15 protein-coding genes are annotated in these 14,561 nt (G+C 44.9%); 10 read left to right on the top strand and 5 right to left on the bottom strand.

The features are described 5' to 3' along the window. Positions 1-47: 47 nt before the first annotated feature. A complete protein-coding gene (gene clpP, locus ACZIX4_RS13115; RefSeq protein WP_463336098.1) occupies positions 48-722 on the top strand; it encodes an ATP-dependent Clp endopeptidase proteolytic subunit ClpP in 675 nt (224 codons plus the stop codon). A gap of 68 nt (positions 723-790) precedes the next feature. After that, complete coding sequence (clpX, locus tag ACZIX4_RS13110; RefSeq protein WP_463336097.1) at positions 791-2,023, top strand: ATP-dependent Clp protease ATP-binding subunit ClpX; 1,233 nt, start codon at positions 791-793, stop codon at positions 2,021-2,023. Positions 2,024-2,172: 149 nt separating this feature from the next. Here the strand turns inward: clpX and ACZIX4_RS13105 are convergent, their stop codons facing one another. Together ACZIX4_RS13105 and ACZIX4_RS13100 are read right to left on the bottom strand one after the other, a co-directional pair. Beyond that, positions 2,173-2,940 (bottom strand): alpha/beta fold hydrolase, encoded by a 768-nt coding sequence (locus ACZIX4_RS13105; RefSeq protein WP_463336096.1) that lies wholly within the window; start codon positions 2,938-2,940, stop codon positions 2,173-2,175. Between the two features lies 1 nt (position 2,941). Then, entirely contained in the window at positions 2,942-3,655 is a 714-nt protein-coding gene (locus ACZIX4_RS13100; RefSeq protein WP_463336095.1) for a pyridoxine 5'-phosphate synthase, read from the bottom strand. A gap of 99 nt (positions 3,656-3,754) precedes the next feature. On the opposite strand from ACZIX4_RS13100, the gene ACZIX4_RS13095 reads away from it, so the two are divergent. The 8 genes from ACZIX4_RS13095 to murI all read left to right on the top strand — a co-directional run bounded on the left by ACZIX4_RS13095 (position 3,755) and on the right by murI (position 12,227). Further along, entirely contained in the window at positions 3,755-4,414 is a 660-nt protein-coding gene (locus ACZIX4_RS13095) for a CBS domain-containing protein (RefSeq protein WP_463336094.1), read from the top strand. A gap of 2 nt (positions 4,415-4,416) precedes the next feature. Continuing rightward, positions 4,417-5,301: an NAD kinase gene (locus ACZIX4_RS13090; protein ID WP_463336093.1), complete on the top strand. Its 885-nt coding sequence runs from the start codon at positions 4,417-4,419 to the stop codon at positions 5,299-5,301. Between the two features lie 159 nt (positions 5,302-5,460). After that, positions 5,461-6,144, top strand: coding sequence for a type IX secretion system protein PorG (gene porG, locus ACZIX4_RS13085; protein WP_463336092.1), 684 nt, complete (start codon positions 5,461-5,463; stop codon positions 6,142-6,144). 11 nt (positions 6,145-6,155) lie between these two features. Continuing rightward, entirely contained in the window at positions 6,156-6,896 is a 741-nt protein-coding gene (locus ACZIX4_RS13080) for an isoprenyl transferase (RefSeq protein WP_463336091.1), read from the top strand. A gap of 7 nt (positions 6,897-6,903) precedes the next feature. Further along, positions 6,904-9,582 carry a BamA/OMP85 family outer membrane protein gene (locus ACZIX4_RS13075; RefSeq protein WP_463336090.1) on the top strand — a complete coding sequence of 893 codons (2,679 nt, stop codon included), beginning with the start codon at positions 6,904-6,906 and terminating at the stop codon, positions 9,580-9,582. 43 nt (positions 9,583-9,625) lie between these two features. Beyond that, positions 9,626-10,810: an OmpH/Skp family outer membrane protein gene (locus tag ACZIX4_RS13070; protein ID WP_463336089.1), complete on the top strand. Its 1,185-nt coding sequence runs from the start codon at positions 9,626-9,628 to the stop codon at positions 10,808-10,810. 46 nt (positions 10,811-10,856) lie between these two features. Further along, on the top strand, positions 10,857-11,369 hold the full coding sequence (locus tag ACZIX4_RS13065; RefSeq protein ID WP_463336088.1) for an OmpH/Skp family outer membrane protein: 513 nt from the start codon (positions 10,857-10,859) through the stop codon (positions 11,367-11,369). 72 nt (positions 11,370-11,441) lie between these two features. Next, on the top strand, positions 11,442-12,227 hold the full coding sequence (murI, locus tag ACZIX4_RS13060) for a glutamate racemase (protein WP_463336087.1): 786 nt from the start codon (positions 11,442-11,444) through the stop codon (positions 12,225-12,227). On the opposite strand, the gene ACZIX4_RS13055 is transcribed toward murI, so the two are convergent. The 3 genes from ACZIX4_RS13055 to ACZIX4_RS13045 form a co-directional block, all read right to left on the bottom strand. Further along, positions 12,224-12,742, bottom strand: coding sequence for a gamma carbonic anhydrase family protein (locus ACZIX4_RS13055; RefSeq protein ID WP_463336086.1), 519 nt, complete (start codon positions 12,740-12,742; stop codon positions 12,224-12,226). The two genes, murI and ACZIX4_RS13055, sit on opposite strands and share 4 nt — an antisense overlap. A gap of 90 nt (positions 12,743-12,832) precedes the next feature. Next, positions 12,833-13,834, bottom strand: coding sequence for a PorP/SprF family type IX secretion system membrane protein (locus tag ACZIX4_RS13050; RefSeq protein ID WP_463336085.1), 1,002 nt, complete (start codon positions 13,832-13,834; stop codon positions 12,833-12,835). Between the two features lie 594 nt (positions 13,835-14,428). Next, a partial coding sequence (locus tag ACZIX4_RS13045) for a T9SS type B sorting domain-containing protein (RefSeq protein ID WP_463336428.1) occupies positions 14,429-14,561 on the bottom strand: 133 nt, incomplete at its 5' end.

Below are 14,561 nucleotides of genomic sequence, written 5' to 3'. Positions count from 1 at the left end.
GCCGGCGTTTTTATATTTAAATAACCACAAAAAGAAAGTATCAGACTATGGACTTTGGTAAAGAATTTAAAAAATACGCCACAAAACACCATGGCGTAAACAATTTATACTACGATAAACTGGTAACAAGGGTTACCCCTACCAACCTTACACCGTACATTATGGAAGAGCGCCAGCTGAATGTGGCGCAAATGGACGTGTTTTCGCGCCTTATGATGGACCGCATCATCTTCCTGGGTACAGGTATTGATGACCAGGTGGCAAACATAGTACAGGCGCAGCTACTGTTCCTGGAAAGTACCGATGCCAGCAAGGACATCCAGATTTATATCAATTCACCGGGCGGCAGCGTGTATGCAGGCCTTGGTATGTATGATACTATGCAATACATAAAGCCCGATGTGGCTACAATATGTACCGGTATGGCGGCTTCTATGGGTGCAGTACTTCTTTGTGCAGGTGCCGATGGAAAGCGTAGCGCACTGCCACACAGCCGTGTGATGATCCACCAGCCTTCGGGAGGTGCCTCTGGGGTAGCTACCGATATGGAAATCAACCTGAAGGAAATGCTGAAGCTGAAAGAGGAGCTGTACAACATTATAGCACAGCACTCTAAACAGCCTTATGACAAAGTATACAAAGACAGCGAGCGTGATTACTGGATGAAAGCTGATGAGGCCAAAGAATACGGTATGATCGATGAAGTTTTAAGAAGAAACTAAATTTAAAATTTTACGTTATAATAGCAGGGACGGCGTTTTGCCTCCCTGTTGTTATAATATACTAAACAATGGCAAAAGAGATTTTAGAATGTTCGTTCTGCGGCAGGAAGAAGCCGGAAACCAACCTGCTTATAGCAGGTATAAGCGCCCATATATGCGACAGGTGTATAGAGCAGGCGCACGGCATAGTGCTGGAAGAGCTTAAGCAGAACGGATCGGTATCACTGGCCGGTGAACTGGAACTGAAAAAGCCGAAAGAAATCCGCGCTTTCTTAGACCAGTATGTTATTGGCCAGGACCAAACCAAAAAAGTACTTTCGGTAGCGGTGTACAACCACTACAAGAGGTTGCTGCAACAGCAGGGAGAAGATGAAGTGGAGATTGAAAAAAGCAACATCCTTATGGTGGGCCAAACCGGAACGGGAAAAACCCTGGTGGCCAAAACCATTGCCCGTATGCTGAATGTACCGCTTACCATTGTAGATGCCACTGTACTTACCGAAGCAGGTTATGTGGGCGAAGATGTAGAAAGCATCCTTACCCGCCTGCTGCAGGCTGCCGATTATGATGTAAAGAAAGCCGAGCGCGGCATAGTGTTTATTGACGAGATAGACAAAATAGCACGCAAGAGCGATAATCCTTCTATAACACGCGACGTAAGCGGTGAGGGTGTGCAACAGGCGTTACTGAAACTTTTGGAGGGCACTGTAGTGAACGTTCCGCCGAAAGGTGGGCGCAAGCACCCCGACCAGAAGTTTATTGAGGTAAACACCCAAAACATACTGTTTATAGCCGGTGGTGCTTTTGACGGTATAGAGCGCATCATCTCAAAAAGGCTGAACCGCCAGGCGGTGGGTTATAGCTCATCTAAGAATACAGATAACATTGACAAGGACAACCTGCTGCAGTATATTATCCCTAAAGATGTGAAGGATTTTGGGCTTATCCCTGAAATCATAGGGCGTCTTCCGGTGCTTACCCATATGGACCCGCTGGATAAGGAAACATTGCGCGCCATACTTACCGAGCCTAAGAACGCCCTTGTAAAACAGTACGTAAAGCTGTTTGAAATGGACGATGTGGCTCTTACGGTAGAAGACAGTGCGCTGGACTATATTGTAGACAAGGCGCTTGAGTACAAATTGGGTGCGCGTGGCCTTCGCTCGCTTTGCGAAGCCATACTTACCGAAGCCATGTATGAACTGCCGGGCAGCGATGAGCGCGAACTGCATATAGACCGCGACTATGTGGAGCACCACCTGAACAAAACCTTGCTTAAAAGGCTGAAAGCGGCTTCGTAGTATGTGGATTTGTTGATTGGTGTATTTGTTAATTCGGAGGAAACACTCACTAACCGGATTTACACAGATTTTTCACGTCGCTGTCATTCAGGTGACAGAGGCAATCTTATAAAAACAATAAAGACCGCTAATTAGCGGTCTTTATTGTTTTATTTAGTCAAAAACTCAAGCGTATATTCTAAAAATTCCTGCGGGTTATCAGCATGGAGCCAATGACCCGAATTATCTACCGTTTTCAGTTCGTAGTTAGGGAAATGTTTTTCTATAAGTGCAAGGTCTTGCTCACGTATGTACTTAGAGCGGTCGCCTTTAAGGAACAATGTTAGGCCGGCAAAGCTACTGCCTTCAGGTAATGCTTCTCCAATATTCTCCACCTGCGCATTGAACACCGGCAGGTTAAACCTGAAGCCCAGTTGCCCCGGCTCTACCCAGTACAGGCTTTTCATAAGGAACTGGCGCGTACCCGGCTCATCTATGTATTGCGCCAGGGTGGCCTCCACATCATTACGTCCGGGCTTTGTACTAAAATCAACCGCATTAAGCCCGGCCAGTATGTCCTGGTGGTGCGGTGGGTAGTATTGCGGGCCTATGTCGGCTACAACAAGCCTGTCCAGCAATTGCAGGTGTTTTATAGCAAAAAACATTGCTGCCTTACCGCCCATGCTGTGGCCTATAATATCTACTTTGCCCAAGTTGTGGGTATTAATGTACTGCACCAGGTCGTCTACCATAGCATCATACGTAAATATATCGCTATGGAAACTCTTGCCATGGTTACGCATATCTACTGCATGTACCTGGAAACCTTTTTCAACATACTTAAGGCCAAGGGTTTTCCAGTTGTCACTCATGCCCATAAAGCCGTGTATAATGATAAGCGGCTTACCGCTATCGCCTTCTATCCTGCTGTATAACATATTACTTAAGTTTTTGGAGGTACATATTCACTACATTTTCCAACCCCAGGTACAGCGATTCGGCTATCAGCGCGTGGCCTATAGACACTTCGAGCAATCCGGGGATATTCTCTTTAAAAAACTTTATATTATCCAGGCTCAGGTCATGTCCGGCATTAAGGCCAAGGCCAAGTTCCTGTGCAAGCAGTGCCGATTCGGTATACAGCTTCACCCCGTCATAATTACCAAGGGCATACTGGTGCGCAAAACCTTCGGTATACAGCTCTATACGGTCGGTCCCTGTTGCTTTGGCGCCTTCCACCATTTTCAGTACCGGGTCTACGAATATCGATGTACGTATCCCATTGCGCTGGAATTCCTGTATCACTTCCTGAAGGAAGCTTTTATGGGTTATGGTATCCCAACCGGCATTGCTGGTTATGGCATCATCGGCATCGGGTACCAGGGTTACCTGCGTGGGTTTTACTTCCAGCACCAGGTCTATAAATTTTGGCACGGGGTTACCCTCTATATTGTATTCGGTATAAACAACCGGCACCAGTTCGCGGGCATCGTTGTAGCGGATGTGCCTTTCATCGGGCCTCGGGTGTATGGTTACACCCTGTGCGCCAAACTTCTGTACATCGGCAGCTACCTGGGTTACACTGGGCACATTGCCCCCGCGTGAATTGCGTAGGGTGGCAATTTTATTGATGTTTACGCTAAGTTTCGTCATTTTTACTTGTTAAAAGTTAACAGTTGCACAAAAATACAAAGTATATAGGGGAAGCTATCTTTATTTTTGATTATTTTGCATATTATTTACTCATGCCCCATGAACGAAATTACTGACTTCCTCAACACAAATATTAAGGCGCTGCGCACTACCGATACGGTGGCCGACGCCCAGGACCTGTTTGCGGAATACCCTTTTACACACTTTCCCGTGCTGGAAAACGGTGTGTACATAGGCTGTGCCATAAGCGAGGATACCGAGCTTATGGACATAGACAAAACCATGGGCGAAACACGCTACAGCTTTGAGCGTTTTTTTGTGCGTAACACTACCATGTGGCTGGACGTGCTGGAGGTTTTTGCCAAAAACGAAACCAACCTGGTACCGGTGCTGGATGCCGAAAACGCTTACCTGGGCTATTATGAAATAACCGACATCATCCGCTTTTTTGATGAAACACCGTTCCTCAAGGAAGAAGGCGGTATACTGGTAGTGGAAAAGGGCCTTACTGAGTACAGTATGAGCGAGGTAGCACAGATTGTAGAAAGTAACAACGGCAGGCTGCTGGGCGCTTTTATAAGTGAGGCAGAAGGCGGCCGTGTACAAATAACTGTAAAGATAAGCCTGGGCGGCCTGAGCGAAATCATACAAACCTTTCGCAGGTACAATTATGATATCGTTACAGAGCACCAGGAAGATGCGTACCTTAACACGCTGAAAGACCGATCGGATTACCTGGATAAGTACCTTAATATATAGTTATGAAAATAGCTGTTTACGGCCAGTATTACAAAGACAACACGGATGACATCATCCGGAAAATGCTCCGCGTATTTGGGGACCATAATCCCGAAGTGGCCTTTGAGGCTAATTTTTACAAGGTGCTTACCGCACATAACCTGTTACCACAGGAGTACCCTACCTTTGCTACAGAAGAAGAGCTGAATGACGGCTTTAACCTGTTTATAAGCATAGGCGGAGATGGCACCATGCTGCGTGCGGCTACGTATGTACGCAGTAAAAACATTCCTATTATAGGTATTAATGCGGGCAGGCTGGGTTTCCTGGCCACCGTGCAGCAGGAAAACATAGAAACCCTGCTCCCCCTGATTTTTACAAACGAATATAAAGTTTCACCGCGTACGCTGCTTACCCTCCAATACGAAGGCAGCAACGAACAGCTGGAAGGGCTTGATTTTGCCCTGAATGAAATCACCGTAAGCCGCCGCGACACCACTTCCATGATTACCGTTGAAGTGAAGCTAAACGGCGACCACCTTAACTCCTACTGGGCAGACGGGCTTATACTGAGCACCCCTACCGGCAGTACGGGTTACTCGCTAAGCTGCGGCGGACCGGTAATGATACCCGGAGCCAACAGCCTTGTAATTACCCCCATAGCACCACACAACCTTAACGCCCGCCCACTGGTAATACCCGATGATACCGAGGTAGAGCTGCGCGTAAGCAGCCGTGAGGAACAACACCTGGTGTCGCTGGATTCGCGTATTATAAGGCTGGATGTAGAAACGGTGCTTACTGTTAAAAAAGCAAATTTTAAAATAAACCTTGTAGAATTTGCTCAGGAGAAATTCCTTGATACTCTGCGTAAAAAGCTGCTTTGGGGTGAGGATAAACGCAATTAAGCTTCCCAAATATTTACCGGCACACATACTACATCGGCACTTCTGCCGTTTTCAACTCAGATAAATTCGGAATATAGCGCTAAAGGTGCGGTAAATTGTCTAATTGTTAGGCGAATTACAAAATCTATATTGTTATATTTGCACCCAATTTTTGTTTAGATGAAACGCCTGCTGTATATAATTTTATTGGCTACTATAACCTTTTCGGCTGAAGCCCAGATAAATGAACTGGGTATTTTTGCCGGCGGCGCCAATTACATAGGCGATGTAGGGCCTACCGATTACATAGCCCCTAACGACCTTGCTTTGGGCGTCCTTTATAAGTGGAACCGTTCACCACGCCACTCGTGGAGGGCTTCGTTTACGTATGGCAAAATAAAATCAGACGATGCCGACAGTGATGTAAACGGCAGGAAAGCGCGTGGATATTCCTTTAAAAATTCGGTAAAAGAACTATCTTTAGGGCTTGAATTTAACTTTTTTGAGTTTAACCTGCACGAGGAACACTTTAAGTGGACTCCTTATATATACACCGGGCTTAGCTATACATGGTATGACGAGCTGTACCGGGACGGAGACGAAGGCAAGGATTATGACACTGGAGGCACACTGGCCATACCTATGGTTGTAGGCATTAAGGCACATATAGCCCGCGATTTTACGGTGGGTGTAGAAACCGGCCCACGCTATAGCTTTACCGACAACCTTGATGGCAGCAACCCCGACGGAAAAAAATACCCGGGCCTGCGTTTTGCTAACATCAACAGTAATGACTGGTATGTATTTACCGGAGTTACGCTTACGTATACATTTGGCGACAAGCCATGTTATTGTGCTGATTAAAAATATTTTGGATGGAGAACACCTTTACGCTTAATACCGAAAACCTGCCACAGCACATCGCCATAATTATGGACGGCAACGGCCGTTGGGCCAAGCAGAAGGGCATGTTACGCGCTTTTGGCCACGAAAACGGCGTGAAATCGGTGCGCGAAACCGTAGAGGCCTGCGCCAAGCTTAAAATAGGTTACCTTACCCTGTACGCGTTTAGTACCGAAAACTGGAACCGCCCCAAGCTGGAGGTAGATGCACTAATGAGCATCCTTATGAACTCCCTTAAAAAGGAGCTGCCTACCATGCAGAAAAACAACATAAAGCTGAACACCATAGGCAATGCCAATATGCTGCCCGACAGGGCCCGCAAACAGCTTTTTGAAGTTATAGAGCAAACCAAAGACAACACCGGCATGACCCTTACCCTGGCACTGAGCTACGGAAGCCGTGAGGAACTTGTAGCCGCTGTAAAGGAAATTTGCGAAGAAGTAAAAACAAACAAACTTGATATAGCTGACATAAACGATACGGTGATACAAAGCCACCTGTACACCCGCAACATGCCCGATGCCGACCTGGTTATCCGCACAAGCGGCGAGCAGCGTATAAGCAACTTCCTGCTATGGCAGGCCGCTTATGCCGAGCTTTATTTTACCGAAGTATTGTGGCCGGATTTCAGGGAAGAAGACCTGCACAAGGCCATATTCAGTTACCAAAAAAGAGAAAGAAGATTTGGAAAGACCAGTGAACAGCTTAAATAACACAAAGATGTTTCTTAGAAACATTGCTTTAATTTTCGGATTCGTATTTTTTTCTGTTGCAGCACATGCACAGGAAGATGGCAATCCTAACATGCAGGAACCCGGAAAATACATACTGGGCGGCATTACCGTAAGCGGACAGCTTTCGTATAACGAGCAAACCGTAGTTACCTTTACCGGGCTTGAAAAAGGCCAGTACATAAATGTACCCGGCGAGGAAATAAGTGCTGCCATAAAAAAGCTGTGGGGGCTTAAGCTTTTCAGTGACGTAAACTTTTACGTTACCGAAGTGCGTAACGACAGTATTTTCTTAGACCTGCACATTAATGAGCTGCCCAAGCTTAGCGATGTGAAAATGAAAGGTGTAAAAAAGGGTAAAATAGAAGGCCTTCTTAAAGATACCGACCTAAAAAAGGGTAAGTATGTAAACGAGAACCTTATTACCAACACCAAAAATTACATTGAAAACAAGTACCGCAAAGACGGTTTCTACAATACCAAGGTGCATATTAATATTATCCCTGACAGCACTAACACCGTGAAAATGGTGGTGAATATAGATAAGGGTAAAAAAGTACGCATCAGCAAAATAAACATTACCGGCAACCAGCAGCTTTCGGCACGTAAACTGAAACGCGCCATGAAAGACACCAAGCAGGTAGCTTTCCCTAACCCGCTACGCATCTTTAAGCCAAGTAAATTCATAGCCGACAAATACAAGGACGATAAGGTAAAACTTATAGACAAGTATAAAGAAAAAGGTTACCGCGATGCCCGTATAGTACGAGACACTGTGGTATACAACCCTGAAACTAACCGTGTAGCCATAGATATACAGGTGGAAGAAGGCCGCAAATACTACTTTGGCGACATTAAATTCCTTGGGAATACAATATACACTAATTCGCAGCTGAACCAGGTACTGGGCATCAAAAAAGGCGATGTGTACAACGGCGTATTGCTTCAAAAACGTATTGCTGACAGCAAAAACCCTGATGCCGACGACATTACTAACCTGTACCAAAATACCGGTTACCTGTTTAGTAACGTAAACGCGGTAGAAACCAAAACTGCAAACGACACTATCGACTTCGAAATACGTATTGTAGAAGGGCCTATAGCCTACTTTAATAAAATTACTGTTGTGGGTAACGACAAAACCAACGACAAGGTAATTTACCGCGAACTACGTACAAGGCCGGGCCAAAAATGGAATAAGGAAGATGTGGTGAACACTGTTAGGGAACTTGGTGCGCTGGGCTTCTTTGATGCGGAAACCATCCGCCCTGACGTGAAAAACGCCGACCCTTCATCAGGTACTGTAGACGTAGAGTGGCACGTTACCGAAAAAGGTTCGAGCCAGATAGAACTACAAGGTGGTTACGGTGGCGGTGGCTTCATAGGTACGCTGGGGCTTTCATTTAACAACTTCTCTATTTCTAACATATTTAAGAAAGATGCCTACACCCCACTACCTATGGGTGACGGACAAAAGCTTTCGCTAAGGTTACAGGGTAGTACCTATTTCCAAACGTACAGCCTTTCGTTTACCGAACCTTGGTTTGGCGGTAAAAAACCGATACAGTTGTTCGGGTCGCTTTCGCACAGTAAGCAATACTCGTACAACTACAGTAACCGCGACGTAAACCGCGACAGGAGCTTTACCATATCATCAGCTACAATAGGTGTATCTAAAAGGTTAAGTGAGCCTGATTATAACATGAGGCTTTCACATTCGGCTACATTCCAGTATTATGCGCTTAGCAATTATAACATAGGATTGTTTACCTTTGGTAACGGTGTTGCCCGAAACTTTGCCTATACTATAGAACTTACCCGCGATAACAGGGGCCGAAACCCTATATTCCCTATCTACGGTTCGTTCTTCAGCGCCAGCTTCAGGACTACCTTCCCATATTCATGGGTTAACGGTATAGACTATGCCGCCCTGAAAAATCAGGAAGAGTATAAACTGAAAAATAACGGCGAGGATTACAAAGGCCCTAATGGTGTGTATATACGTACCGGTGACTATATAGGTACTGATGGTAACAGGGTAAACACCTTTGACAAAGCCGCTGTAGATAATTCCAAGTACGACCAAAAAAGGTTTAACTGGCTGGAATACTATAAAGTTAAATTTAAAGGAGACTGGTACACCAAGCTCCTTGGAACACAAGAACATGCGCTTGTATTGCGTTCACTTGCCGAGTTTGGCTGGATGGGCGCTTACAACAAAGACCGTGGCCTTCCGCCATTTGAAAGGTTCTATCTTGGCGGTAGCGGTATGGCAAACTACTCGCTTGACGGACGCGAAATCATACAGCTAAGGGGTTACCCTGATCAGTCGCTAAGCCCGATAATTGAAGATACTAACAGCACCCAGTACGGGCAGCAAACCGGTGCTACGATATATAACAAGTTCTCATTAGAACTACGTTACCCAATTACACTTAAACCACAGGCATCTATCTATACGCTTGTGTTTGCAGAAGCAGGTAACTCATGGAACTCGTTTAGTAAATACGAGCCGTTCCAGCTAAAACGTTCGGCAGGTTTCGGTCTTAGGGTATTCATGCCGGCATTCGGCCTATTGGGTATCGACTTCGGTTACGGTTTCGACCCTATTACAACCGGTCAGCCAAACGGATGGGAAACGCACTTTATCATCGGGCAGCAGTTCTAAAAAAATTGGCATGATATTTTCTAATGCATAAATGTAAGAGGTTATGAAAAAGTATTTTGTTTTACTGTTTACCATTTGTGCTTCGCTTATAGCCGGTGCACAGACCAAGGGGCTTAAGATAGCCTACATAGACATGGAATATATCCTGGATAAGGTTCCGGATTTTGCCGAAGCCAAAAGCCAGCTGGAACAGCGTGCCGCAAAATGGAAAACAGAGCTGGACGCAAAACGCAATGAAATAACCAAGCTTAAGGAAAGCCTTCAGGCCGAAAAAGCCCTGCTGACCAAAGAACTTATAGAAGAACGCGAGGAAGAAATAGCGCAGCTGGAAAAAGACCTGAGCGAATACCAGGAAAAGAAATTTGGCCCAAAAGGCGAACTGATAACGCAAAAATCAGTTTTGGTAAAGCCAATACAAGATCAGGTGTTCACCATAGTACAGGATATTGCAGCTACGCGTAAGTATGATTTTGTGTTTGACAAATCGTCTGACCTTACCATGCTGTTTGCTGCTAAAAAATACGACATAAGCGACCTTATTGTAAAAAGGCTGAGTCGCACTGCCAAACAGCAGAAGATGAACAGCAAGGAAGCAAAACAACTTGAAGAGCAGGAAAAAGAAGACGAACGTAAAAGTGACCCGGACATTGCTGAGCGCGAAAAAGCACAGGAAGATAAAAAGGCTGCAAGGCAAAAACTGTTAGATGACCGCAAGGCTGCTGCTGAGGCTAAAAGGCAAGCAGCGCTGGATAAGAAAGAGCAACAACTTAAAGAACGCCAGGCCGCTCGCGAAGCCGCCAAAAATGGCACCAAACCTGCCACTACCCCTGCAGCAAAAACTACAGACGGCACTACAGGAGAAGACGATGCACCCGGTACTACAGACAAAAAAGCTGCTGCTACCGACAAAAAAGAGGAGTCTACTAAAGAGGGCGAAACAAAAGAAGAAGCTCCGGCAACTAAAACAGCCGATGAAATAAAAGCCGACAGGGAAGCCGCTGCTAAAGCCTCTAAAGAGGAACGTGAACGCATCCTCGAAGAGCGTAAACAAGCCGCTGCTAAACGCAGGCAGGAAGCACAGGATAAACGTGATGCCGCCAAAAAAGCACGCGAAGACAAGCAAAAAGAAAAACAAGGCGGGACTGAAGGCGGTACAACTGCCCCGGACCCTACAGGCGGAGAAGACGATGCGCCAACAACTCCTGCTCAGGGCAACGGCACAAACTAATTGGAGAGAAACTAAAAACAAAAATTAATATTTAATAACGTAAATGATGAAACAATTGAAATCTCTGTTAATCGCAGCCATACTTTTTGTAGGTGCCAGCCAGGCCGTTTCAGCCCAGGCAAAAGTGGCCCACATTAATGTAAAGGACCTAATGGACAACATGCCTGATATGAAGGCTGCGAATGCACAGCTTGATAAACTTAACCAAACGTATACTACCGAATACAACACCATGGTAGAAGAGTTCAAGAAAAAAGTGCAGCAATACGAAAAAGAAGCTACTACTGTAACTGATGCTGTAAATGAAACGCGCAGCAAAGAGCTTCAGGATATGCAATCAAGGATACAAAGCTACCAGCAAAATGCTTCTAAAGAGCTTAACGAAAAGCAGGAAGCTATCTATAAGCCAATCCTTGAAAAAGCTAAAGCTGCTATCCAGAAAGTAGCCAAAGCTAAAGGTTACCAGTATGTACTTGATGCTACCGTAGGCAGTGGTGTCCTTGTGGCTGACGGCCCGGATCTTCTTGCTGACGTAAAAAAAGAGCTTGGCTTTAAATAAGAAATACTGCGAAAGCAACTACAATATACTACAGAAAGCGGCCTATACGGCCGTTTTTTTTATATTTGCCCTATGGATAACAGCAAACGCACACAACCCATCGGCCTGTTCGACTCCGGTATAGGCGGTACTTCTATATGGAGGGAAATACACTCCCTTCTGCCCAATGAAGACACAATATACCTTGCCGACAGTAAAAATGCGCCTTACGGCCCTAAAAGCAAAGACGAAATCGTAGCACTTAGCTTTAAGAATGTTGACTATCTTTTAGAGCAGGGCGCCAAGATAATTGTAGTAGCCTGCAATACCGCTACCACAAACGCCATTAAGGAAATGCGCGAAAAATATGAGGTGCCGTTTATAGGTATAGAGCCTGCCATAAAACCTGCCGCAACCAACACCAAGACCAACACCGTAGGCATCCTGGCCACCAAGGGCACCCTGAGCAGTGAACTGTTCCACAAAACGATAGCAGACTTTAAAGACATAAAAGTCATAGAACAGGTTGGTTATAACCTTGTACAACTTATAGAAGACGGCAAAACCGAATCTGACGAAGTGTTTTCATTATTGCAGCAATACCTGCAGCCTATGGTAGATGAAAATATAGACTACCTTGTTTTGGGCTGTAGCCATTACCCTTATCTTGTTCCACAGATAAAAAAAATAGTACCCCCCCATGTAAAAATCATCGATTCCGGCGAAGCTGTGGCACGACAAACCAAAGCTGTATTGGAGATCAATAGTTTATTGAACACTATCCCACATGAAGGCACGCAGCTATTTTATACTAACCATGACCCGGCAGTATTGCAAAGTTTTGTACCAAATTTTCAGGTAAGGCAAAAAGATTTTTAATCTTCCTTAAACCACGAAGCATACATAACATAGTTGTTTGAAATGCGTCCTATTTCCCCGGCAAAGTCAGATGCATTAATATCTTTAACTTTTTTTGCAGGGACACCGGCGTAAATAGTGCCACTTTCTATATGGGTATTTTGGGTCACTACGGCGCCGGCTGCAATAATGCAGTTACTTTCCACAACACAATTATCCATTATAATAGCCCCCATCCCCACAAGCACATTGTCTTTTATTGTACAGCCATGTACTATGGCATTATGCCCTATAGAGACATTATTACCTATCTCCGTCGGATGTTTTAGATACGTACAGTGAATCGTAGCACCATCCTGTATATTTACTTTGTTGCCAATTTTTATATAGTGCACGTCGCCCCGCACCACAGCATTAAACCACACACTACATTCGGCACCAAAAGTAACGTCACCCACAATCGTGGCATTTTCGGCCACATAACAATCTTCAGGTATTACAGGAGCCTTACCTCTTACTGCTTTAATCAAAGCCATAGCTAAATAATTTTAGTTGGGTTATACACATAAAAAACGTCCCGAGATAATAACTATATCGGGACGGAATTAATAATATCTGCTTTATAATTAATTAACGGCAGGACAGTGGCACTCGTACCTGTCGCTCTTACAATTCAGGTTAAGACCAATGGTTATCTGGTGGAAACCACTGTTATCAAACTTCACGTCACCGGTTAGGTATGTATACGTGTAAGCAAACATGAAGTTCTTATAGTTTATACCCACAATCGGGGTAAAATACTGAAGATATTGTTCCTGGATACTAACACCCGGCGAAGCCTGGTACTGTGCACCATCAAGGCTCCTCCTGTATGAAAGACCACCCCAAACACGCCCGAAGTCAAGTTCGCGATAGGCTTTAAGGTTAATATCTATAGTTTTCTCTTTTGTTTCGCTAATTGCCTGGAACATAATTGAAGGCTCTAAACTCCAAGTATCATTAGAAAGGCCAAACACATAACCTGTTGAAAACAAGAATGAAGTAAGGTTAGAACTTTCTACATCAGTATACAGGTTCCTTTTGCTCTTGATAACGTTCTTCGCAGTAAAGTGCGCATAGAAATCAAGGAAGTGGTATGATGCACCAATATCTACGTTAAAGTATGAATCTTTTTGCTTCATACCACCGTCTACGATTGGGTCAAAAGTTGGATCAAATTCTGTCTCATCAAGGCGGCTTTGTATTAAACCTGCACTCATACCAAATGAAAGCATGTTCAAATCATAATCGCTCCTTGAAAACCTGATGTGGTGGGCATACGTAACCTTAGCACCGGTTTGTGAGTGGTAACCGTTCTTATCGTTGTGGACAATAACACCCACACCAGACTGCTCACCAAGTGCAGTGTTGAAGCTTAACGTTTGCAACTGAGGCGCATCGTCTTCACCAAACCACTGCTGGCGTGCTGTAGCCCTGATTTTGGCACAATTAGCCGCACCCGCCATTGAAGGGTGGATAAGATAATAGTTATCAGACAGGTAATCTGTGTACACCGCAACGCCTTCCTGAGCAAAAGACATTTGGGCTAAAAATAAACCAAAAATGAGGTAAACCTTTTTAAAATTCATGTTGACCATTGATCGTTTTAATGAAATACGTGCTCTTTATTATTAGACCTTTTGGCAATTATGTTAAAATACTTTTATCATAACCACAGGCGTCTTCCCTACCGTTCATGCTTACTTTACAGTAATTTTCCTTAGCGGTCAAATATATAAATTTTTGTGTTAGGTTGGTTACAATATCTCAATAATATTAGAAAAATTGCAGTTAAGTTTACCGCAGTTTTACATTAATCCCTGCATTTTAACTAATCTTCACAAAACAGGGCAAAAAATTATCTAATTCTGCCTACAAAACCGCACCAAACACCTATATATATAACTCCAAAACGCCTTATTTTATTGCAGAAGCCGCGTACAAAGCGCCCTCTTGCCATCGTCGTACCCGCTGTCCGCTGTATCTGCAAGCCAGCCCCCCAACCCCCAAAGGGGGAGAATGGCTTGCAGGATGCCGCTCCCATCGGGGCTAAGGGGATACACCGTTTGTTTACCGGTAAACGTTCCTTCTCTGCGCCTTGGCGAGGGATATTGAACAAACAACAAAGGCAGCCGTATGGCTGCCTTTTGTTTATCTATTGTTGTTTGCTGACAGCTATCAGCTTATCGCTTCATTGCAAAGTGCGCCCTGAACTCCAGGCGGTGCCCGTTGTAGGTGTACTCAACGGTGAACCAGTAGTCGTCACTCGGTAGTGCCGCTCCGTTGTAGGTACCGTCCCAGCCTTCTCCGCTTGGC

Source organism: Flavobacterium niveum (assembly GCF_055231775.1).
Note: the sequence above shows the minus strand (reverse complement) of the source record. Positions and strands in the feature narration are given on the sequence as shown.